At 39.9% G+C, this 22,725-nt stretch carries 20 protein-coding genes and 3 pseudogenes; 13 read left to right on the top strand and 10 right to left on the bottom strand.

The genetic code is table 11. From position 1 onward, the window contains the following. Positions 1–63: 63 nt before the first annotated feature. Together ACFPOH_RS03010 and ACFPOH_RS03005 are read right to left on the bottom strand one after the other, a co-directional pair. The gene (locus ACFPOH_RS03010) at positions 64–1,584 is read right to left on the bottom strand and encodes a malate:quinone oxidoreductase (RefSeq protein WP_342470805.1); all 1,521 of its coding nucleotides are present in this window, start codon (positions 1,582–1,584) and stop codon (positions 64–66) included. 432 nt (positions 1,585–2,016) lie between these two features. Next, entirely contained in the window at positions 2,017–2,640 is a 624-nt protein-coding gene (locus ACFPOH_RS03005) for an NUDIX hydrolase (RefSeq protein ID WP_342470804.1), read from the bottom strand. A gap of 303 nt (positions 2,641–2,943) precedes the next feature. Between ACFPOH_RS03005 and ahpC the strand changes: the two genes are divergently transcribed. The 4 genes from ahpC to ACFPOH_RS02985 all read left to right on the top strand — a co-directional run bounded on the left by ahpC (position 2,944) and on the right by ACFPOH_RS02985 (position 6,155). Continuing rightward, positions 2,944–3,507: an alkyl hydroperoxide reductase subunit C gene (gene ahpC, locus ACFPOH_RS03000; protein WP_342470803.1), complete on the top strand. Its 564-nt coding sequence runs from the start codon at positions 2,944–2,946 to the stop codon at positions 3,505–3,507. A 14-nt stretch (positions 3,508–3,521) separates the two neighbouring features. After that, positions 3,522–5,054 (top strand): alkyl hydroperoxide reductase subunit F, encoded by a 1,533-nt coding sequence (gene ahpF / locus ACFPOH_RS02995; RefSeq protein WP_342470802.1) that lies wholly within the window; start codon positions 3,522–3,524, stop codon positions 5,052–5,054. A gap of 160 nt (positions 5,055–5,214) precedes the next feature. Then, a complete protein-coding gene (locus tag ACFPOH_RS02990) occupies positions 5,215–5,634 on the top strand; it encodes a hypothetical protein (protein WP_342580654.1) in 420 nt (139 codons plus the stop codon). Between the two features lie 194 nt (positions 5,635–5,828). Continuing rightward, complete coding sequence (locus ACFPOH_RS02985; protein ID WP_342470800.1) at positions 5,829–6,155, top strand: winged helix-turn-helix transcriptional regulator; 327 nt, start codon at positions 5,829–5,831, stop codon at positions 6,153–6,155. A 58-nt stretch (positions 6,156–6,213) separates the two neighbouring features. Here the strand turns inward: ACFPOH_RS02985 and ACFPOH_RS02980 are convergent, their stop codons facing one another. Then, positions 6,214–6,714, bottom strand: coding sequence for an LURP-one-related/scramblase family protein (locus ACFPOH_RS02980; RefSeq protein WP_342470799.1), 501 nt, complete (start codon positions 6,712–6,714; stop codon positions 6,214–6,216). Positions 6,715–6,728: 14 nt separating this feature from the next. Continuing rightward, the gene (locus ACFPOH_RS02975; RefSeq protein WP_342580657.1) at positions 6,729–7,598 is read right to left on the bottom strand and encodes a LysR family transcriptional regulator; all 870 of its coding nucleotides are present in this window, start codon (positions 7,596–7,598) and stop codon (positions 6,729–6,731) included. 125 nt (positions 7,599–7,723) lie between these two features. On the opposite strand from ACFPOH_RS02975, the gene ACFPOH_RS02970 reads away from it, so the two are divergent. The 3 genes from ACFPOH_RS02970 to ACFPOH_RS02960 all read left to right on the top strand — a co-directional run bounded on the left by ACFPOH_RS02970 (position 7,724) and on the right by ACFPOH_RS02960 (position 9,368). After that, entirely contained in the window at positions 7,724–8,434 is a 711-nt protein-coding gene (locus ACFPOH_RS02970; protein ID WP_342580658.1) for an AzlC family ABC transporter permease, read from the top strand. Continuing rightward, the gene (locus ACFPOH_RS02965; RefSeq protein ID WP_342470796.1) at positions 8,431–8,736 is read left to right on the top strand and encodes an AzlD domain-containing protein; all 306 of its coding nucleotides are present in this window, start codon (positions 8,431–8,433) and stop codon (positions 8,734–8,736) included. The genes ACFPOH_RS02970 and ACFPOH_RS02965 overlap by 4 nt, the downstream gene beginning before the upstream one ends. A 260-nt stretch (positions 8,737–8,996) precedes the next feature. Next, a complete protein-coding gene (locus tag ACFPOH_RS02960; RefSeq protein WP_342470795.1) occupies positions 8,997–9,368 on the top strand; it encodes a hypothetical protein in 372 nt (123 codons plus the stop codon). 67 nt (positions 9,369–9,435) lie between these two features. Here ACFPOH_RS02960 and ACFPOH_RS02955 read toward each other — a convergent pair whose 3' ends face one another. The 6 genes and pseudogenes from ACFPOH_RS02955 to ACFPOH_RS02930 all read right to left on the bottom strand — a co-directional run bounded on the left by ACFPOH_RS02955 (position 9,436) and on the right by ACFPOH_RS02930 (position 17,996). Next, positions 9,436–10,599: a DUF418 domain-containing protein gene (locus ACFPOH_RS02955; protein ID WP_390308818.1), complete on the bottom strand. Its 1,164-nt coding sequence runs from the start codon at positions 10,597–10,599 to the stop codon at positions 9,436–9,438. A 267-nt stretch (positions 10,600–10,866) separates the two neighbouring features. Then, positions 10,867–11,757, bottom strand: coding sequence for a manganese catalase family protein (locus ACFPOH_RS02950; RefSeq protein ID WP_390308817.1), 891 nt, complete (start codon positions 11,755–11,757; stop codon positions 10,867–10,869). A gap of 63 nt (positions 11,758–11,820) precedes the next feature. Beyond that, positions 11,821–12,033, bottom strand: a complete 213-nt coding sequence (locus ACFPOH_RS02945; protein WP_208651188.1) for a YuzF family protein — start codon at positions 12,031–12,033, stop codon at positions 11,821–11,823. Between the two features lie 130 nt (positions 12,034–12,163). Continuing rightward, a complete protein-coding gene (locus tag ACFPOH_RS02940) occupies positions 12,164–12,487 on the bottom strand; it encodes a DUF378 domain-containing protein (protein ID WP_208651186.1) in 324 nt (107 codons plus the stop codon). Between the two features lie 421 nt (positions 12,488–12,908). Beyond that, a pseudogene (gene pyc / locus ACFPOH_RS02935) lies at positions 12,909–16,255 on the bottom strand (pyruvate carboxylase). 73 nt (positions 16,256–16,328) lie between these two features. Next, complete coding sequence (locus ACFPOH_RS02930) at positions 16,329–17,996, bottom strand: L-lactate permease (RefSeq protein ID WP_342580662.1); 1,668 nt, start codon at positions 17,994–17,996, stop codon at positions 16,329–16,331. 197 nt (positions 17,997–18,193) lie between these two features. Between ACFPOH_RS02930 and ACFPOH_RS02925 the strand changes: the two genes are divergently transcribed. From ACFPOH_RS02925 to ACFPOH_RS02900, 6 genes and pseudogenes are all read left to right on the top strand, one after another. After that, on the top strand, positions 18,194–18,913 hold the full coding sequence (locus ACFPOH_RS02925) for a FadR/GntR family transcriptional regulator (protein ID WP_340715743.1): 720 nt from the start codon (positions 18,194–18,196) through the stop codon (positions 18,911–18,913). A 144-nt stretch (positions 18,914–19,057) separates the two neighbouring features. After that, positions 19,058–19,774 carry a (Fe-S)-binding protein gene (locus tag ACFPOH_RS02920; protein ID WP_340715280.1) on the top strand — a complete coding sequence of 239 codons (717 nt, stop codon included), beginning with the start codon at positions 19,058–19,060 and terminating at the stop codon, positions 19,772–19,774. 13 nt (positions 19,775–19,787) lie between these two features. Further along, positions 19,788–21,212, top strand: coding sequence for a LutB/LldF family L-lactate oxidation iron-sulfur protein (locus tag ACFPOH_RS02915; RefSeq protein ID WP_390308816.1), 1,425 nt, complete (start codon positions 19,788–19,790; stop codon positions 21,210–21,212). Then, the gene (locus ACFPOH_RS02910) at positions 21,209–21,916 is read left to right on the top strand and encodes a LutC/YkgG family protein (RefSeq protein ID WP_390308814.1); all 708 of its coding nucleotides are present in this window, start codon (positions 21,209–21,211) and stop codon (positions 21,914–21,916) included. Before ACFPOH_RS02915 ends, ACFPOH_RS02910 begins: the two co-directional genes overlap by 4 nt. 150 nt (positions 21,917–22,066) lie before the next feature. After that, positions 22,067–22,162, top strand: a pseudogene (locus ACFPOH_RS02905) (NAD(P)H-binding protein); the annotation flags it as partial. Between the two features lie 345 nt (positions 22,163–22,507). Continuing rightward, positions 22,508–22,725: pseudogene (locus ACFPOH_RS02900) on the top strand (IS21 family transposase); the annotation flags it as partial.

Below are 22,725 nucleotides of genomic sequence, written 5' to 3'. Positions count from 1 at the left end.
AAAAATATACCAGATTTCCTTGACGGAGATCTGGTATGTCTTAAACATGTATTGAATCTTTTCTTATGATTGGACCGCTTGTAATTCTTTTTCGATATTTTCTTTTCCTAAACCTAAAATTTCATCTGTAGAATCTTGAACTTTTCTGAATAATTCAGGATTGTCCAATAATTTTTGGCCATAGGATGGAATCATTTCTTTAATTTTGCCTTCCCATTTTTTCATGTCATCCGGGAAGCAGCGGTTAATTACGTCAAGCATTACTTTTACTGCTGTAGAAGCACCTGGGGAAGCCCCTAACAATGCAGCAACGGAACCGTCGGATGAAGTGATGACTTCCGTACCGAATTGCAATGTACCTTTTCCGCCAGTTTCAGTATCTTTAATAACTTGCACGCGTTGACCCGCGATAACGATTTCCCAATCTTCGCTTTTCGCGTTTGGAACGAATTCGCGCAATTCTTCAATGCGTTGTTCTTTAGTCAACAATAATTGGCCGATCAAATATTTTGTCAACGGAATGTTTTTCGCACCGCAAGCAAGCAATGTAACGATGTTGTTGCCTTTAATGGATGCGAATAAATCCATGTATGAACCCGTTTTCAAGAATTTAGGCGAGAATCCTGCAAATGGTCCGAACAATAATGATTTTTGGCCATCGATATAACGTGTATCCAAGTGAGGAACGGACATTGGCGGTGCACCCACTTTTGCTTTACCGTACACTTTTGCATGGTGCTTTTTAATGATTTCAGGATTTTTACATACCAAGAACAATCCGCTTACAGGGAAACCACCGATATGTTTGCTTTCAGGAATACCTGTATCTTGAAGTAAATGTAAGCTTCCGCCTCCTGCACCGATGAATACGAAATCGGCAGACACGTAATTCATTTTGATGCTGTCCAAATCGTGCACTTTTAACTCCCAACGGCCGTCTTTTGAACGTTTGATTCCTTCAACCATGTGGTTGTAATGCACTTGTACACCTTGGTTTTGCAAATGTTTAACCAACGTACGTGTCAATGCACCAAAGTTCACGTCTGTACCTGAATCGATTTTCGTAGCCGCGATTGGTTCTGTGATAACACGGTCTTCCATCATCAATGGAATCCATTCTTTTAATTTTTCCGGATCATCCGTAAATTCCATTCCTTCAAATAAATGCAGTTTTGAAAGCGCTTCAAAGCGTTTTCTTAAGAAGTTGACATTATTTTCGCCTGTAACAAAGCTCAAATGTGGCAAAGGCATAATGAATTCATGAGGGTTTTGAATCAAATTATTTTTGACAAGGTAAGCCCAAAATTGTTTAGAAATTTGGAATTGCTCATTAACATTGATCGCTTTTGAAATGTCGATGGAGCCATCTGGTTTTTCTACTGTGTAGTTCAACTCACACAATGCAGCATGTCCCGTACCGGCATTGTTCCATTCATTGGAACTTTCTTCGCCCGGTTTGTCCAATTTTTCATAAATGGTGATATTCCAGTCCGGAGCTAGCTCTTTTAGTAACGTTCCCAAAGTTGCACTCATGATTCCGGCACCGATTAAAACGACATTTTTTTTGCTTTGACTGCTACTCATTTTATAACCATCCTTATCTCCCCTATTTTTTCAAAAAGTATGTGGACTATTTCACATAGCCAGCAACTTTTTGAACATACATTTTAACCTTATTATAGTATAACACTTTTAATTTGAGATTTAAATATTATATATATGCTTTGCAAAGCGAAAATCTGAACATGTTGACAAATTTTTTCATCAACAAATGCTCCTGCTATGAAATATCTTTCTTTTATTAATGATATTATTGACTGAAAGGAATAAAGTATATGTAAAAAAATTAACGAAATATTTGGAAATTTATTATTTTCATTATATCGAAATAACATTTTGTCCATTTATTTACTTTGTATCACATAGAAAACAACATCAAAAATAAAGGATATGGATATTTTAAGAAGCACATTTTCAAACTTGATTTCCACAACCGAATATGAGAGCAAGTTGGTTTCATTTTATATTTTTAAGTATTTCAATAAAATGTTTTAAAATTCTGGCAGTTAACCCCCAAATTGTATACTGTTCATAATCAAAAAACCATTCTTCCATTTCCCTCGTTCTCCATTTGTATTCCTTTCCATTCACAATTTTTTCAAAAGGAAAGTCGGGTGGCGGAACAATTTTTAGTTGGACTAAATGAGAATAAGGCTTGTAATTGAGAAACCACTTGATTGGAATTGTAAAAACTTCTTCCACTTCCTCCCTATTATAAGAAGGTTGAAGAACGTCATAATCGATGGTCGCGACATACGGATAAATGACAAAAGAAGGAGAAGTCACCAGCGGACTCAATTCCCCTATTACCTCGATTTTTGACGGATCAATTCCCAACTCTTCCCGGGTCTCCCTTAACGCCGCCTGCAAAGGGGATTCCTCCGCATCTACTCGACCGCCTGGAAAACTGATGTCCCCAGGCTGCTTCCTTAAATGAAATGAACGTACTTCAAAAAGAATATGCCAGTCTCTATCAATTTGTACGAGGGGAATCAATACTGCCGAACGAAAGGCCTGTTCTTCACCGATAAACCGGAATCGTTGTTCCTCCAACTTACTCTTTAACTGTTCCAGAAACATGAAATCTCCCTCTCTTCATCTATATAAAACCTGCTTTCTTCCTAATCATAAACGATGATTGAAGATGGTGCTTGTTTCTTGTATTACCTAATTATTTCCTCTAAAATAGATATTGGAATCTTTATTCTTTTATAGTAATGTAATATATTTGGCATTTTTACGTATACATTTTTGTCAAAAATTTAGACTATCCATGAAATATTTAATGAATTCTGTTTGACAAAAAAGAATATGTATATAATAATTTATTTCAGGTAATAATTATTACAAAAAGAATAAAATTAAAATTTGGAGGTAAAGAGTATGTCATTAATCGGTAAACAAGTTCAACCATTCACTGCCCAAGCTTACAGAAACGGCGAATTCGTAACTGTAACAGAACAAGATTTCAAAGGTAAATGGTCTGTTGTATGCTTCTATCCAGCTGACTTCACATTCGTTTGTCCAACAGAATTGGAAGATCTTCAAGAACAATATCCAAAATTAAAAGAACTTGGCGTTGAAGTATATTCTGTATCAACAGACACTCACTTCACTCACAAAGCATGGCATGATACTTCAGAAGCGATCAGCAAAATCACTTACACAATGATCGGTGACCCAGCACACGTTCTTTCAACACAATTTGAAGTATTAAGAGAAGGCGAAGGTGTTGCTGACCGCGGTACATTCATCATCGATCCGGACGGCGTAATCCAAGCAGTGGAAATCAACGCTGACGGTATCGGCCGTGACGCTAGCACATTAATCGACAAAATCAAAGCTGCACAATACGTACGCAACAATCCAGGCGAAGTTTGCCCTGCAAAATGGAAAGAAACAGGAAAAACACTTAAACCAAGCCTTGACCTAGTTGGTAAAATCTAAGGAGACGATTCAACATGGCATTAGATGCGGAAATTAAAGCCCAACTAAATCAGTACTTGCAGCTGCTCGAAAACGATATCGTTTTAAAAGTGAGCGCAGGTACTGACGAGGTTTCCCAAGAGATGCTGGCTTTGATTGATGAGCTGGCATCCATGACTCCAAAAATCAAAGTGGAAAAAGCGGAATTAAAAAGAACACCCAGCTTCAGCGTAAACCGTGTCGGTGAAGACACTGGCATCACTTTTGCAGGTGTTCCATTGGGTCATGAATTCACTTCATTAGTATTGGCATTATTGCAAGTAAGCGGCCGTCCTCCAAAAGTGGATCAAAAAGTCATTGACCAAATCAAATCCATCAAAGACGAATACAACTTCGAAACATATGTCAGCTTAACTTGTCACAATTGTCCTGACGTTGTGCAAGCTCTCAACATCATGAGCGTGTTAAATCCTAATATCACGCATACAATGATTGATGGCGCTGCATACAAAGAAGAAGTGGAAAGCAAAGACATTCTCGCTGTGCCAACCGTTTACTTAAACGGTGAACCGTTTGCCAGCGGCCGTATGACAATTGAAGAAATCCTTGATAAACTCGGCCAAGGCTCCGATGCTGAGGAATTGTCCAATAAAGAACCGTTTGATGTTTTAGTCATCGGTGGAGGTCCTGCGGGTGCCAGCGCGGCAATTTACGCTGCCCGTAAAGGAATCCGCACAGGTATCGTGGCTGAGCGTTTTGGAGGACAAATTTTAGATACATTAACAATTGAAAACTTCATCAGTGTAAAAGAAACGGAAGGGCCAAAACTTGCGAAAGCCCTTGAAGAGCATGTTAAAGAATATCCTGTTGATATCATGAATTTGCAACGTGCCAAACACCTTGAAAAGAAAGGCGACCTTATTGAAGTGGAACTTGAAAACGGTGCCGTTCTAAAAAGTAAAACAGTGATTATTGCCACAGGTGCACGTTGGCGCAACATCAATGTTCCTGGAGAACAGGAATTCAAAAATAAAGGTGTTGCATATTGCCCTCACTGCGACGGACCATTATTCGCAGGAAAAGACGTTGCGGTAATCGGCGGTGGCAACTCCGGTGTGGAAGCGGCCATTGACCTCGCAGGTATCACTAACCATGTAACAGTACTTGAATTCAATGACCACCTAAGAGCTGACGAAATCTTGCAAAGTCGCCTTCGCAGCTTACCAAATGTGACAGTCATCACAAATGCTGCCACAAAAGAAATCACCGGTACAGATAAAGTAAACGGCCTTACATATGTAGACCGTGCAACAGGTGAAGAAAAACATATTGAATTAGCCGGAGTATTCGTTCAGATCGGTCTTGTTCCAAATACGGATTGGCTGGAAGGTACACTTGAACGCAATAAAATCGGTGAAATCATCGTAGATAAAAAAGGCGCCACAACAATCCCAGGCGTATTTGCAGCCGGTGACTGTACAGATGGCCCATATAACCAGATCATCATTTCCATGGGTTCTGGAGCAATTGCTGCATTAAGTGCCTTTGACTATCTCATCCGCAATTAATTCCGGCTCTATCTTCAAACAGCCCTGAATTTTCAGGGCTGTTTTTTTCATTTAAATGCGATTAAAAATTTCACTTTCATTTCTATGAAAATTTTTATATTTTCCTCCTGAAAAAAATGATACACTTTGGAAGTATTTATTAATAAGGAGGCACAAAGCCGTGAATCATGCACAAAACTTTGAACGCTATATTACACAATCGAATATTGGCTACGATTTGATTCCTTTTGAAGATGGTGCCAAAGGTTTCCGATTCTATCAACAATTAGAAAATGGACCACAGCTATTATTGGGAGTTCTATTTAATGCGAATGATTCAATTGTTGACATAACAGTTTTTAATATAGCAAAAATAACAAACCCTTTAAAGGTGGAAATGTACTTAAATCTTCTAAATGAATTGAACAATCAATACCGCTATACGAAATTTGCGAAAGTCGATAACGAAATACAGGCAAATTACTCTTTGCCCCTTATAGAAAATCAGGATATGAGTGATATCATTGTGGAATTGATGCTTTTGGTTTTGAGAAGTGTTGAAGATTCCTTCCCTAAAATCATGAAACTTCAATGGGCATAAGAAAATTTGTGAAAGAATATCAGCCATAAAAATGGGTGATATTTTTTCATATCCTAACGAATCTCTCCTCTTTTCTCTTATCAGTTACTTATTGTAACAATGTGTTTTTATCATATAACGTTTCTTATTATCACTTGTTTTGTTATTCTCATCATTTGTTTGATAAAATACATAGTAGAGAGGTGTTGTCATAAATGAATCAACCAACAATTTGCCCGAAATTTGAAAAAGCGGTTTCCATCATCAGCCAAAGATGGACTGCGTTAGTGATATATCAATTGCTTTCAGGACCAAAACGTTTTAGTGAAATTCAATCATCTATCGGCATAAGCGGAAAAGTATTATCAGACCGCTTAAAAGAGTTGGAGCAAATGGAGATTATCAACCGTAAAGTAATCCCCGCCACACCCGTCATCATCGAGTATTCATTGACGGAAAAAGGGCGTTCGATGGAACCGATTTTGACATCGATTGAAAAATGGTCACAGCAATGGATTTCCGTTGACTCAACCGAATCTTAAATGAAAAAGACATTAGTAAAAAGGATTACTAATGTCTTTTTATTCGGGAAGACTCCTATTAGACGGATGAACTGGCCGCCGCTGCGGTATTTTGCTCTTCTTTCACACAGTCTATGGCAATGACAAGCGCAATAATGATCTGTTCCATTTCTTCATTCAAAATTTCCACTTTGTAGCTGTCTCCCCAAGTAAACCACTCTTTGCTTACTTGGCCGATTTTTTCACCATGTTGGAACACTTGGAAGGTCATATCCCACCAATTGCCGCGCACTTCAATTCCGGCAGCATCAATGGTATAGCGGGAACGGAAGAAAGTGAATTCCTTTTTGATGGTGATTACCTGTCTTCCTTCCATTTCAACAATAAACTTCGGCAAAAAGGCGAATACTTTCTTCGTAATAACCGCCACTTCATGCCCCTCCATGTCATAGATTGTAAAGGTCTTAGGTATTTTCAAAAAGCTGCCTTCCACATAATACACTTCATTCCCCTGCTCATCTTTCACCTTAAATCGATCGGTAAGACTTAGAAACTTTTGTTTAATATAAAGCTGTTTCATCAGGGTCTCTCCTTTCATCGCGTTGCCGATAATTGCCGGATGATGAAATCGATAAAATAACGGCTGGCGATCGGCAATGTTTTCTTATTTTTATAGGCGATGCCCAAAGTTCGGGTAATTGGCGGTTCCACTTTCTTTTTGACAAAGCGATATCGGACTTTATTCATCACCATCTCGGAAAGAATCGAAACACCAAGGCCGTTTTCCACCATCGACATGATGGTATAATCATCAATCACCCGGAATTGGATATTCGGCCTCAATCCTTTTTTCTTAAAAGCTTCCAATGGTTCATTCAATTCCCCTTCTTCCAGCAGAATAAAAGGCTCTTCCGCCAAGTCCTCCAATGAAACGGTTGGTTGGGATACAAGGGGATGATCTTCCGGTAAAATGGCAAGCATATGGTCCTGCTTCAAAGCGACCGTTTCCAAATCCTCTGCCGCATCAGGATTTACAAATCCGAAATCCACACTGCCTTCTTTAATATATTTGACGATGCTTGTATATTCTCCTTGTTGCAATTGAAATTGTACCGATGGATACAGCTTCTTAAAATCTTGCATCAGACTGGGCAGCCAATTACTTGAAACGCTTGTGAAGGTTCCTATGCGAATATTCCCAGTGGCCAGTCCTTGCATTTCCCTCGCTTTTTCCATTAATTCCGCATGGGAATTTGCCACCCTCGTAATAAAAGGCAAAAATTCCTCTCCATCCGGCGTTAACATAATCCCTTTCCGGGAGCGATAAATTAACGTCGTTCCCAGCTCTTCTTCGAGGGCTTGAATCATCTGGCTGATGGCGGACTGGGTATAACCCAGTTCTGCTGCCGCTTTGGTAAAGCTGCCTTTTTCTATCACTTTTAAAAAGGCATAATATTGTTTCATTTCACGTTGACACCTTCCATCAATATTCCTTATGTAATAATTATAAACATTAATTTTACTGATGTTTATCCCTTTGTTAGAATCTTCTAAAAAGCAATTGATAATCTAATGGAGGACATAATAAGATGAAAACGAATATAGCGGCATGGAAAAGGGGGATCAAAACAGGCATCCCCATTGCATTTGGTTATTTCGCGGTCTCCTTTTCCTTCGGGATTCTTTGTAAACAGGCAGGATTGAATCCCTTTGAAGCGGTCTTGATGTCTGCAACGAATTTAACTTCCGCCGGGCAATTCGCCGGGCTTACCATGATTGCCGCGATGGCGACGGTTATTGAAATTGCGGTTGCACAGCTGATCATCAACTCCAGATATTTGTTAATGTCCTTTTCTCTGTCACAAAAGATTCCAACAGATACACCTATCTATCACCGATTATTGATGTCCTATGGAATTACCGATGAAATATTCGGTGTTTCCATTGCGCAACCGGGAAAATTAAATCCTTATTTTATGTATGGCGTGATGACGGTGGCCGTTCCTGGTTGGGCATTGGGAACGCTTTCCGGAGTGATTTCGGGGAATATTTTCCCGGAAAGAATTACGAGCGCTCTGAGCATTGCCCTTTACGGCATGCTCCTTGGGGTGATCGTCCCACCGGCAAAAAAGAATAAAATCATTGCCGGAGTTATCGTTGTTTCGATGCTGTGCAGCGCCATTTTTGCCGTTATTCCCGCTTTAAAAAGCGTCTCATCCGCTGTAAAAATCATCGGAATCACCCTGGTGATTGCAGGCGCAGCCGCATTTCTCTTCCCAATAAAGGAGGAGGAGGCATGAATCATACTGTTTTTTATATTCTCGTGATGGCTGTTGTTACCTATTTGATACGGGTATTGCCTCTAACCCTTGTAAGAAAAGAAATCAAAAATATTTATATCCGGTCTTTTTTGCACTATGTGCCATATGTAACATTGGCTGTGATGGTTTTTCCCGGAATTTTGGAGTCCACCGCCTCACCTTGGTCAGCACTTGTAGGATTTTTGGTTGCCATCATTTCCGCTTATTTGGGAGGGAACATTGTCAGCGTGGCGTTGCTCACTTGTACAGCTGTATTGATCGTGGAATTGTTTTTATATTAATTCTCAGGGAGAACAATCGCTTCTCCCTTTATTTTTTCCCCATCATTAGAAGGCTCGTTGGTCCATTTTATTTCACTGAAACTTTTATTTGGAAAACCCTGAATGCACTTTCAATAAATTCACTGATTCCATTCATAATTTTTGGCGATTCACATTATGATGAAATAAGAAAAACATAAAGGAGGAACTCATCGGCACCGGGAAGGGGAATGTTGTCTTCGTAGGGGAGAGCATGTGAAAAAACATAAAGGGGTGTATACATGAGGGGAGCCATTTGGATTCGACTGGCCATTCTTTATTTGATCTTCGGGCTTTGTGTAGGTTTATTCATGTCGATCACTCTTAATCTTCAATGGGGTTCTGCCCATGCCCACGTAAACCTGGTAGGGTTCGTAACAACAACATTGTTCGGAGTTATTTATAGCGTTTATCCAAAAGCAGCGGTCAATTCAATCGGAAAGGCTCATTTTTGGCTCCATAATCTAGGAATCCCCATCTTCCTACTCAGCGCCTTTTTAGTCCAGGTTCCCGGCTTGCTCGACACAGCACATATTTTCACATATATAGGCGGCGGAGCTTTCTTGTTAGGCACCATTCTTTTTGCATACAATGCCTTTAAACATATAAAATGATTCGGGTTTGAAAGGAAAGCTAAAAAGGTATGCAAACAATAGAGCGTTTGTATACCTTCTTTTTACATTAGGCAGTCTCTTTCATGAATCGAGCAAATGGAGCATTCGTCAGCCGTCTCCAAATCATTTCAAAAGGTCCGCGATTGTACTTTCTCAGCCAGAAATGGGCAAAAATCATCATCAATAAAGTAATGAATATAAACACAACAATCGTTCCAACCGAATTCAACTTCCCTCCAAGGGAGAATCCCCAGCTATAGAACAATACAGAAGCCGTGATATTTTGCAAAATGTAGCAGCTGAGGGCTGTCCTTCCCACCTCTGAAAGTCTTTGCAGAAGAAAATGATTGGCTTTCCGCTCCAATATCCAATGAATCGCCATGAGATATCCTACCGCCATCAGCGGCGCAAATAAGTAACGAACCAGCGTCACCATTGAATAGAATGGTAAAAATACTAACGCATTAAGCGGAATGCCCACAACTAAACCCCAGAAAAAAAATTTTTTTCTCAGTTCTTCACTTCTTTTGGTTTGACGGAAAATTCCCGCACGCACAAGATACACACCGAACAAAAATAGCAGGATATTCATTGGGATGACGGCAATGGCTTCCAATCTCATCTGAAATATCCCATCGAATCGAAATAATACTTGATCCAAATACGAACCTGTAGAGTAGACGGCGGCAATCTCATTTAATGCAAGGGAGAATTCTTCTTGTGACCCGGGAAATCTCATTCCTGCCTCTAATATGAAAGAGATCAGTAATACACCTGCAATATGAAGAATTCCCAGTATCAAAGCCAAAATTTTGATTAACTTTATTTTGCGTCGGACAAGTAGGGCTACGATGATTCCCGTTACAGCATAGCTCATCAGAATATCATACTCAAAAACAAATAAAAAATGGAGGAAACCATCCGCTAATAGCAACAACATGCTCCAAATGTATAACCATAGCCATATGTGTTCTTGATTCCGTTTGACGAAAGACTGACGTTTCAGCTCCAGTCCCATGCCAAATAAAATGGTCAACAGCCCCAAAAACTTGCCATTGGTTAAAAATAATACGAGTGATTCTAATATGGTATCGAGTGAATAGTCATTCATTCCAAAACCGAGCATAAAATCATAGTTTCCCAGTTTACTAAAAATCCAAATATTTGTACCCAAGGTTCCAATAATGGCCAATCCTCTGGCTATATCTAATACTTGGATTCTTTTTTCCACAAAAAGCCCCCCTCAACCTATGGTGAACCGTTTTTTATTTGGAATTCATTCCATCATTTTTTTACAGTAAATACCTGCCAATCTTAAAAAACAATCCATTTATTAGTAGTACGATTTAACCTTCTTTCAGTTTCATTTATTCTCGAAAAAACATACATTTTTCTGTTTTAAAAGGAAATTCCATTTGGTTGTTGAATAACATAAATAATCCGTTCCACAAGGATTTGTACGTGGAACGGCGATTTTTTACTTTCATGCAATTGTTTTTTACAAGTTACTCTGGAGTCTTTTTAATATGCGGAGATAATCATCCCGATCAATTCCAGGAGCAAATTCTTCCGGAAGTTCTGGAAGATCCGGAACTGGCGCACCTTCCGGAGTTCCGTGAATCACTCTTAGTGGTTCACCCGTTTCAGGGTTTTTGCCTTTCCAAATTTGATTAATATCCCGGTAATCTTCTTCTCCCCATGTGTACAATACATTAAATAATCCTTGTTCCATAAATGGTTTGGCATAATCAAATTTGCTGTTGTCCAAGCTCGGAACCGGGAGCATTTTCGTTACATCGACTCCTGTTGCCATTTCAATGGCTTTGGCATAAGCAATTATGTGGGTGCCGCCTCGGACAAGCAAATATCCTATCATCGTTAATGCCGTCGGGTGGGTCGTCATCTCATAAACCCGCATTTTATGGGTTCTTGCACCGATTTCCAACATATAATTGAAAAGAAGGTCTCCTACGAGGTTGCCTGTATTTGTAACAAATTCACCAGTCCATGGTCTTCCCATTGAATCTCCTGGATAAGCGGTTTGAGCAGTTGACGTAAAGTGGAGGGAATAACGGGCATCTTTTCCGTTTTGCAGTGGGGCTGTGTCAGGTCCTGTTGGAACAGTATTTCCTGTGGAGAGAAGATTGATGGCCGTCGATACTAATTCAACATGGCCAATTTCCTCTGCCGTAATACTTGCTACTAAATCATAAAAAGGTTTAAGCTTTTTCTTGCCTCGGAAATTAAAGGATTGAAACATATAATTGTTTAACGTAGACATTTCACCATATTTTCCGCCAAGCAATTCTTGAACAGCGGCTGCTGCATTCATATCACCATGCTTCGGAATCGGCAATTCAATAAGAATTTTATTTTCTCGTTTAAACATAATTGAGTAAGCCTCCATCCATAAATTTTAACCAATTGTATCTTATGTTGGATGGAGATTGGATTATGACTCTTTTATTGGTTGAATCCAAATAATTTGCTCTGTTCTTACATAAAACGGTGATCCGCCCATTTCAACAACAATATGGTCTGGCATCACTGTTTTTAATGTGCCGCGTAAACTGCCTCGAATTGTTTGAACAGCGATAGATTGATTTTGTAGGCTTTTTAATGATTCATATACATACGGATCGCTGAGCTTCCAATTTCCATTCATACTGCAACACCCCTTTTCACAAGTCCATTGCAATATATGCAATGTTCGCGAAAAATGTGCCATTGTATATTTTTTTGGAAGTTGCATAAAAAATAGTGCAGCACTCTTCCAAGTACTGCACCGAGGAAATTCACTGTTCATTCTCTTTTGATTTCTTTAATGAAGAGAGCTCTTCTTCTTCCCCAAATTCTGTTCTGTAGCTCATCTGGCCTTGATTTGGCTGGCTGACAGAACTCGTTGTCTCTTCCCGTTTCAATTCTTCCCAAGGCTCAAACAGGAGCGTTAAGCAAAATAAACCGCTCAAGCCTACCAAGCCATAAATAATGCGTGAAACAACGGAATCTTGCCCTCCAAACAAAGTAGCAACTAAATCAAAATTAAAAAATCCAATAAGTCCCCAATTGATGGCTCCAATGATCGCCAGTACAAGAGCAATTCTTTGCAAAACTTTCATTATCATACCTCCTTATGTTTTTATCTTTTCATTTAAAGGAGGATTTCATACAAGGTATATGGGGATTCTTTAAAAAACCAAATTCTTCCATAAACAATTTAGAGGCTGGGACATAAACAAAAAATGAAAGGGCAGTTGAAAGAGTTTTGATAAAAAATTGAACTAACGAAAAATTGATTGTAGTGACGGGGCGAGTTTCTGTCGCGCACGCTTAGTCGCAAAGCGGAGAAAGTTCAAGGAAGTAAATTCAAAGCTTTCCTGAGACGAGCCCTCTCGAGACCACGAGGAGCGAAGGAATGACTCAGAGGAGGGCCCGCAGAAAGCGTCCCCGGAACGGAAATCAATTGTAATAACATATCAAAAAAACATCATTTTCTCCAAGGAGAAAATGATGTTTTTTAGATTTGTCCCAACCTCTTATTTATTCGATTTCGATTAATAGGTCGCCTGTAGAAATAGAATCGCCCTCTTTGACGTAAATTTCTTTTACCACACCGTCTTTTGGCGCCTGCACAGTTGTTTCCATCTTCATGGCTTCCGTAATTAATAAATGGTCGCCCCGCTTGATCGGACTGCCTTTAGATACTACCACTTTCAAAATTGTACCCGGCATCGTTGCACCGATTTGATTTGGATTGGATGGGTCCGCTTTGACGGCTTTATTACCCGTTGCCTCCACCGTCATATCTTGTACGACAATTTCCCGAGGTTGGCCGTTAATTTCAAAGTAAATTACCCGTGTACCATCATGTTGAGGCTCGCCAATGGACACTAATTTAATAATCAATGTTTTTCCTTTTTCAATTTCCACTTCAATTTCTTCGCCCAGGCGCAAACCATATAAGAATGTTGGAGTATCTAATACAGAAATGTCACCATATTGGGCACGCACTTTAGCGTATTCTTCAAATACTTTTGGATATAGTGCATAGGAGATTAAATCTTTCTCAGTCGGTTTGAATCCAACTTTTTCTTCCAGCTCAACAGCAAGTTTACTAAAATCAACCGGCTCAAGCAGTTCACCAGGGCGCACCGTAATTGGCTTGCGGTCTTTTAGTATAAGCTTTTGCAGTTTTTTCGGGAATCCGCCATAAGGCTGTCCTAGATAACCTTGGAAAAATTCAATGACGGAATCAGGGAAGTCAAGCGTTTTCCCGCGCTCAAAAATATTTTCTTCATCTAAATCATTTTGCACCATAAAAAGCGCCATATCGCCAACAACTTTTGATGATGGCGTTACTTTTACAATATCGCCAAACATTAAATTGACGCGGGAATACATTTTCTTTACTTGCTCCCAGCGGTCCCCAAGCCCTACTGCTTTCGCTTGTTGCTGCAAGTTGCTGTATTGTCCGCCAGGCATTTCGTGTACATACACTTCTGAATGAGGGGCATTCATGCCGCTTTCGAAATCCACATAATATTTTCGCACATCCGCCCAATAGTAAGATAGTTTTTCAAGGGATTCTATATCCGCTCTAACTTGCCGTTTTTCGCCGCTTAAAGCATAGTAGAGCGAATTGGCGCTTGGCTGAGATGTTAAGCCAGCCATGGAACCTAATGCCGTATCAATAATGTCCACTCCTGCTTCAATGGCTTTTGCATAAACGAAAATCCCATTTCCGCTTGTATCATGGGTATGAAGATGAATTGGCAAATCTGTTGTTTCCTTCAATTCGGAAATTAAACGATAAGCTGCATTTGGTTTAAGCAGCCCTGCCATATCTTTAATGGCTAAAATATGCGCGCCGGCCTGTTCTAATTGTTTTGCCATTTCCTTGTAATATTGCACCGTATATTTTGCTCTTCCATCATCTAAAATATCGCCCGTATAGCAGATTGCCGCTTCTGCCACTTTTCCGTTGAGGCGAACTTCGTCAATGGCCACTTCCATCGCTTTTACCCAGTTCAATGAATCGAAAATGCGGAATACATCAATACCGGACTGAGCTGATAATTTTATAAACTCGCGGATGACGTTATCCGGATAGTTGGAATACCCTACCGCATTGCTTCCTCTAAATAACATTTGGAACAAGATATTTGGAATTTTTTTGCGCAATGTTTCCAATCGATCCCAAGGGTCTTCTTTTAAAAAGCGATACGCTACATCGAAAGTTGCTCCTCCCCACATTTCAAGGGAGAAGAAATCGTTCATCAATTGGCTTGTAGCATCGGCAATTTCAAACATATCTTTCGAACGAACGCGTGTGGCAAGGAGCGATTGATGGGCATCCCGGAATGTTGTATCGGTAAGCAGTACATCATCTTGGGCTTTAATCCATTGGATAAGTCCAGCCACGCCTTGTTCATCTAAAATTTGTTTTTGTACCAGTTACCTTTTTTTCAGGTACAGTCGGAATATGAGGCTGAACAAAGATTGGTTTTGGCCGCTTTTCGATTCCAGGGAAGCCATTTAATGTCACATTGCCGATATAGTTTAACAGCTTTGTCGCACGGTCTTTCCGTTCTTTAAATTCAAATAATTCCGGTGTTGTATCAATAAAGCTTGTATCGAATTGGCCGCTTAAAAATTTCTCATGGTTTACGACATTTTCTAAAAACGGAATATTGGTTTTCACACCTCGAATACGGAACTCCCGCAAATTGCGATCCATTTTTTGCGCTGCTTCTTCAAAGGTTCTTCCCCAAGTCGATAGTTTCACAAGCAACGAATCATAGTGAGGAGTAACAACTGCGCCTTGGAAACCGTTCCCTGCATCTAAACGGACACCAAAACCGCCGGATGAGCGATACACCATAATTTTTCCTGTATCCGGCATAAAATGGTTTTTTGGATCTTCCGTTGTAATTCGTGATTGAATGGCATAGCCAAATAAAGGAATCTTTTCTTGCTCAGGAATCCGAATTGCTTTACTGTGTAGTCCATGACCTTCCGCAATTTTAATTTGCGCCTGAACAATATCAACTCCTGTAATCATTTCGGTAATGGTATGTTCCACTTGAATGCGCGGGTTTACCTCAATAAAGTAAAAATTATCGCCCGTTACTAAAAACTCCACTGTCCCTGCATTCACATACTGCACATTTTTCATCAATTTTACAGCTGCTTCGCAAATGCGGCGGCGCAACTCTTCTGAAATTGAGATAGATGGCGCAATCTCTACCACTTTTTGATGGCGGCGTTGAATTGAGCAATCCCGTTCATATAAATGCNGAACCAAAAGCCGCTTTTGCTTCGGATTTGGCCCGTTCAAAAGCCTCTTTTAAATCGCTTGCCTTTTCCACAAGGCGCATTCCTCTGCCTCCACCGCCAAGTGCAGCTTTAATCATAATGGGGTAGCCGTATGTATCTGCAAACTGTTCAACTTCTTCCAAACTTTTTACTGGCCTATCTGTACCTGGAATGACAGGAATTCCAGCAGCGATGGCTTGTTCGCGAGCCTTTACTTTATCCCCAAATATGCTTAAATGTTTTGATTTTGGTCCAATGAAGATGATTCCTTCTTCTTCGCAACGGCGAGCAAACTCTACATTCTCTGATAAAAAGCCATATCCCGGGTGAATAGCATCCACATTTGCTTCTTTTGCTATTTTTAAAATTCCTTCAATATCTAAATAAGCATCAATCGGTTTTTTTCCATTTCCTACTAAATAGGATTCATCCGCTTTAAAACGATGAATGGCGCCGCTATCCTCATGGGAATAAATTGCAACGGTTTTTATTTTCAATTCAGTACATGCGCGGAAAATGCGGATGGCAATTTCGCCGCGGTTTGCTACTAAGACTTTTTCAATTTTTTTCATAAGTTTTCCCCCCATTACTCAAAATTGTTAGCAGCATCATCTATAACAGACAATACTGCTAAGATTTCAGAACTTATGGAATTATCCATGTAAGTACCGTGCTTTGCAAAAATGTAATGATACATATGCAGAGAAGTAAAATGAGACTATATTTTAAGGCAAATTTTAACAACTCTGATTCTCTTCCGATTAATCCCACCGCTGCAGCAGCTACAGCTAATGTTTGCGGCGAAATCATTTTTCCAGTCACGCCTCCCGATGTGTTGGCAGCCAACGCAAGAACCGGATCCATGCCGATGGATTCAGACGTAACTTGCTGCAACTTGGCAAACAATACGTTGGAAGATGTATCCGAACCTGTAACAAACACACCAATCCAGCCAAGCACCGGTGAGAAGAACGGGAATAAAGCTCCTGTTTTTGCCAATACTAAACCTAAAGTCGTCATCATGCCGGCTGTGTTTGCCACATAAGCATAACCAACAACGCAGCAAATAGTTAAAAGCGGGAATTTAATTTCGTTGATGGTTTCACCAAAAGTTTTTACCCATTTACCCCAAGAAACTTTCAATAGAAACTTAGATACTATAGCAGCAAATAAAATGGCTGTTCCCGCAGCACCTAATAATTCGAATTTATACACTGCCGCAATTTCTTTGCCTGTTGAACCATCAATCACTTGATTATGTAAAAACGGTACTTCCGGATAGAACGTGAGCGCACCACCAATGTTATTCACAAAGGTTAAAAATGCGTTCCCGCCTTCATATGTACCTAATAACGCCTTTTTGAAGGATGGAATTCCCCAGGCAGAAATAAATAGCGTTAATACAATAAACGGAGACCAAGCTCTTAAAATTTGTCCACTAGTATAATGATTTTTTGTATCCTCCATTTGGCCATCCGTTTCAAAACGATAAATATGTTTTGGCTGCCAAAAGCGCAAGAAAATCGCTAAAGCTACTAAGGATACTAAGGATGAAATAATATCCGGCAATTCGGCGCCCAAATAATTGGAACTTAAAAATTGCGCCACTGCAAACGAAATACCGGATACTAAAATTGCAGGCAGCACTTCAAAAGCCCGTTTAAAACCGACCATAATCACCACTAAAACAAATGGAATAAATACGGCAATAATAGGCAATTGACGGCCTACCATTTTTGAAATTTCTAAAGCAGGAATCCCTGTAATCCCTTCCATTACGGTAATCGGTACCCCAATAGCCCCGAAAGCTACAGGAGCTGTGTTTGCAATTAAACAAAGGCCCGCCGCTTGCAACGGTTTAAAACCCAACCCTACTAGCAACGCCGCTGTAATGGCAACCGGAGCGCCAAATCCTGCTGCCCCTTCCAAAAATGCCCCAAAAGAAAAGGCTATCAATAGAGCCTGAATACGACGATCTTCAGTAATAGATAACACCGATGAACGAATAACATCAAAGTGTCCGGTTTTTACCGTCAAGTTATATAAAAATACGGACGTAATGATAATCCAGCCAATTGGAATGATTCCATATACAGCCCCTTGCGAAGCAGATGCTACTGCTGTCAAAACTGGCACCTTAAATGCTAAAACTGCAATGACGATAGCTATAATTAAAGTGGTTAGCCCCGCCATATACCCTTTCATTTTTTTAATAGCAAGCGCCCAGAAAAAATATAAAATAGGAATTGTTGCAACCAGGGCTGTCCACCCTAAACTGTTTCCAACTGCTGTAAAATTTTGAGTAAATGTCATGCTCTTTCCCCCAATGTTTCAAAATATCCCCTTTCAAGTCATCTGATGACCTTATGACTTAGATTATAAATTGAATTTTTTTAAAATTCAATGTTGTTTTACTTGAGTTACACTTTTATCTTCTCTGAACGAGAAGATTTTTTCGGTATAATGTATAATTAATTTACCGATTTTGCTTGAAAAACGAGGTGGACTATTTGAAACTTGCAAAAGTAAAAACGAAAAAAATTTACGAAGAAGTTTGTGAAATTCTTTATGAAAAGATCCGTACAGGCGAACTAAAACCAGGTGACCGTTTAGATTCTGTTGAATATTTAGCAGAGCAATTACAAGTCAGTAGATCCGCTGTTCGTGAAGCATTATCAGCCTTAAAAGCAATGGGGCTGATTGAAATAAAACAAGGCTCTGGCACATTTGTGAAAAACTTCCCTAAACAAAAACTGGAATTTCCTCTTTCTACGGCCATTATTACATACAGAGAATACGTCCCTCATTTGCTTGAATTAAGAAAAATTCTTGAAGTTGGGACGGCAAGAAGCGCAGCGAAAAACAGAACAAAAGAAGATCTTGTCATTTTAGAAGGAATCCTTGAGGAAATGAAAAACGTAGAAGGGGATGAAGAGCTTGGTGAAAAAGCGGATTTCGAATTCCATAAGGCCATTGCAAATGCTTCCCACAACCCTCTGCTACCTAATTTACTAAACCAAGTATCTGGGCTTACGATTGAATTAATGCGAGAAACAAGGCGCATTTGGTTATTTTCTAAACAAACCACGATTGAACAATTATATGATGAACATATGCAAATTTATTTAGCTATCAAACAACAAAATCCCGAACTAGCAGAACTCGCCATGTATTCCCATTTAAATAACGTAGAAGAAATTTTAATGAAATATTTCGATATGGCTGAATAAGGAAAAGTGTAGAAGTTTAACCAGCTTCTGCACTTTTTTATATTTTGTATTTTCAAAAAATTATAGTAGAATTTAAAAAAATGTGTTACTATTTAAGTCATCTGATGACCTGTTGATTTATGTAGGATTATAGGGGGATTCATAATGAAAGTCTCATTATTTGCGACATGCCTTGTCGATATGTTTCAAGGGAATGTAGGAAAAGCGACTGTTGAACTTCTTGAACGGCTTGGTTGTGAAATCGATTTTCCTTCATCACAAGTTTGCTGCGGACAGCCGGCTTATAACAGCGGATATGTAGAAGAATCAAAAGGTTCCATGAAAAACATGATTAAAGCATTTGAACATGCAGAATATGTTGTTACGCCATCAGGTTCTTGCGCATATATGTTCAAAGAGTATCCGCATATTTTTAAAGGGGATCCGGAATGGGAACAAAGAGCGCAACGTTTAGCAGATAAAACCTATGAATTAACCGACTTTATTGTAAATGTTTTAAAAATTGAAAATGTCGGAGCCCGGTTAAAAGGCAAAGCTACTTATCATACCTCATGCCATATGACGAGACTTTTAGGAGTAAAAGATGCACCCATCCGATTACTTCAAAATGTTGAAGGAATGGAATATGTTGAACTTCCAGGAAACGAGCGCTGCTGTGGATTTGGCGGTACATTCTCTGTGAAAATGGGAAATATTTCTGGAGAAATGGTGGATGAAAAAGTTCGCAATATCGAAGAAACAGGAGCGGATATTTTAGTTGGTGCAGATGCCGGATGCCTTATTAATATTGGAGGAAGAATCAGCCGCACCGGAAAGCCGATTCGCGTTATGCATATTGCAGAAGTGTTAAATAGTCGCTAAGGGGGGATTCATGATGGCTATGAAAACAAGTGATGAACATTTTAAAGAACGCGTAGAGACGAACTTAAACGATGCCTTTATGCGAGGCGCTATCTCCGCTGCCCAAGCCCGATTTCAAACCCGCCGTCAAGCTCGCGTGGAGGAATTAGGAAATTGGGAAGAATGGAGAGCTCATGGAGAAGAAATTCGAAAACACGTTTTAGAAAATTTAGATGCATATCTTTATGAGTTGAGCGAAAATGTGGCCAAACGAGGCGGCCATGTATTTTTCGCGAAAACAAAAGAAGACGCATCGAACTATATAAAAAACATCGCCATTCAAAAAGAAGCGAAAAAAATTGTTAAATCTAAATCGATGGTGACAGAAGAAATCAATCTAAACGCAGCGTTGGAAGAAGCCGGCTGCAAAGTGGTGGAAACCGATCTGGCAGAGTTCATTTTACAATTAAATGACCATGAACCACCTTCACACATCATTGTGCCATCATTGCATAAAAACCGCCATCAAATACGGGAAATCTTTGCAAAAGTTGGCTACGACAAATCAGAACAACCTGAAGAAATGGCGCTGTTTGCCCGCAAAAAGCTGCGCGAGGAATATTTAACAGCAGACATCGGCATTACAGGATGCAACTTTGCCATTGCCGAAAGCGGCACAGTGACTTTAGTGACAAATGAAGGAAATGCAGACCTTGTCTCAGCTCTGCCAAAAACTCAAATCGTGGTAATGGGGATGGAAAGAATTGTACCAACCTTTGAGGAAATGGAAGTTCTCGTCAGCCTATTAACTCGCAGCTCGGTCGGCCAACGATTAACAAGCTATATCACATTGCTGACAGGCCCAAAAGGAGAAAACGAAACAGACGGTCCGGAAGAATTCCACTTAGTCATTGTAGATAATGGACGCTCGAAAATTTTAGGCACGGAATTCCAGCCTATACTACAATGCATCCGCTGTGCAGCATGTGTCAATGTTTGCCCAGTGTATCGCCATGTAGGCGGCCACACTTACGGGTCCATTTATTCAGGACCGATTGGCGCCGTTTTATCGCCGCTGCTTGGAGGATATGACGACTTCAAAGAATTGCCGTATGCATCAAGCCTTTGCGGTGCATGTACAGAAGTATGCCCTGTAAAAATCCCTTTGCATCAATTATTACATTTGCATCGCCAAAAAATAGTGGAACAGGAAGGCAAGACACCAATTTCCGAACGTCTGATCATGAAAGCCTTTGGACTGGGCGCATCCACTTCACCGCTCTTTAATATGGCAACCAAAGTCGCTTCGCCCGTCATGTCTCCTTTTGTAAAAGATGACAAAATCACACACGGGCCAGGGCCATTAAAAGCTTGGACGGAAGTGCGGGATTTTCCTGCACCGAATAAAGAAAGCTTCCGCCATTGGATGAAGCAGCGTCAGAAAGGAGAGAAATCATGACGATTCAAAATCGCGATGAATTCCTAAATCAAATTGCCAAAAGCCTCGGCCGCCCTGTTCGAACAAAAGTGGAACGTCCCGTTTGGAAATATTGCCCCCAACATGAAGTGTTAAAAAATGCATCCCAAGATGAACTAGTGGAAGTGTTGAAACAGCAATGCGAAAACATCCATACAACGTTCGTCCAAACAACAACCGCGGATTTGCCGAATGTACTTCATCAAGTGGTGAACGATTATGGAGGTGAATCGGTCATCACATGGAAAGACGACCGCTTTGAAAAATTCGGGGTGAAGAAATGGATGGAAAATTTGCCGGAAAACGGCATCCACTTTTACGAGTGGAATCCGGACACCCCTGAGGAAAACATTCGCCAGGCCGAAAAGGCGAATATCGGTATAACGATCAGCGAAATGACATTGGCCGAATCCGCCACCGCTATGCTTACCAGTCATCCAAACCGGGGACGCACAATGAACTTTTTGCCGCAAAAAGTGATCGTGCTTATTCCGAAAAGTTCCATTGTCCCTAGAATGACGCAAGCTGCCCAAAAAATCCGCAAGCAAATCGAAAAGGGTCAACAAGTGCCATCCTGCATTTTATTTATGTCAGGACCAAGCAATTCAGCAGATATAGAATCCGTATTGATTGTCGGCGTGCATGGCCCCGTAAAAGCAACTTATATTGTCATTGAAGATCAATAAACATTTTCTATGAAAACGGCAGGATGTTGATTGCACAACATTTTGCCGCTTTTTTAGTGCTTCCAAACTAGGCAGCTTGCTAGCGTTCAAATCTCTCAATTCTATTGATTCACAAGGGAGATTTACCGTCGAACGGAAGGGGGGAGCGCAATGAAAATTATTGTCTTTGGAGCAACTGGCGCTGTGGGACGTCATGTCGTAAAACAAGCATTAGAAAAAGGATTTGAAGTCACAGCCTTTGTCCGCAATGGTCTCTTATTTTTATTGTTTTTTAATCCATTCTTTTTCATAAGATGTATCCGGTTTAATTTTTTCAATTTCTTTAAACGCCTCATTGATTAGAAAAACAAATGGATAGTTCGAAGGATTTAAAAAATAAGACTAATTACAAAAAATCTTACAGATTATGATGAAATGAACGTCAATATGTATTGGGAATGTGTATGGCAAAATAAAAGTGCAGAGCTTTGCAAAGGAAAAATGCAGAGTCCTGCACTAAATTTTTGTGCATAAACAAAAAAAGACTTGCCAGTCACCCCAAGTCCCACTACAGTAATTGTGTCAAGCAATTGGTAGTGGAGGTAAGAAGGGATGCTAGCAATGTCTGATATTAATTATATCAAACATTTAAGAAATAACAAAGGTTTATCTATTTCAGAAATACAAAGAACAATGGGAATTTATTGGCGAACAGCTAAGAAGTATGCGGATGAAGATCAACTCCCTAAACAGAAATCATTTAAAAAGAAAGGGATGATGTATGAGGAAAAGTGGGGAGTAATTGTTTCAGATTGGCTTTTTGAGGATTT

This window comes from Ureibacillus suwonensis (assembly GCF_042655065.1).
GTDB classification, from domain to species: domain Bacteria; phylum Bacillota; class Bacilli; order Bacillales_A; family Planococcaceae; genus Ureibacillus; species Ureibacillus suwonensis.
This window is presented reverse-complemented; position numbering and strand designations above follow the sequence as displayed.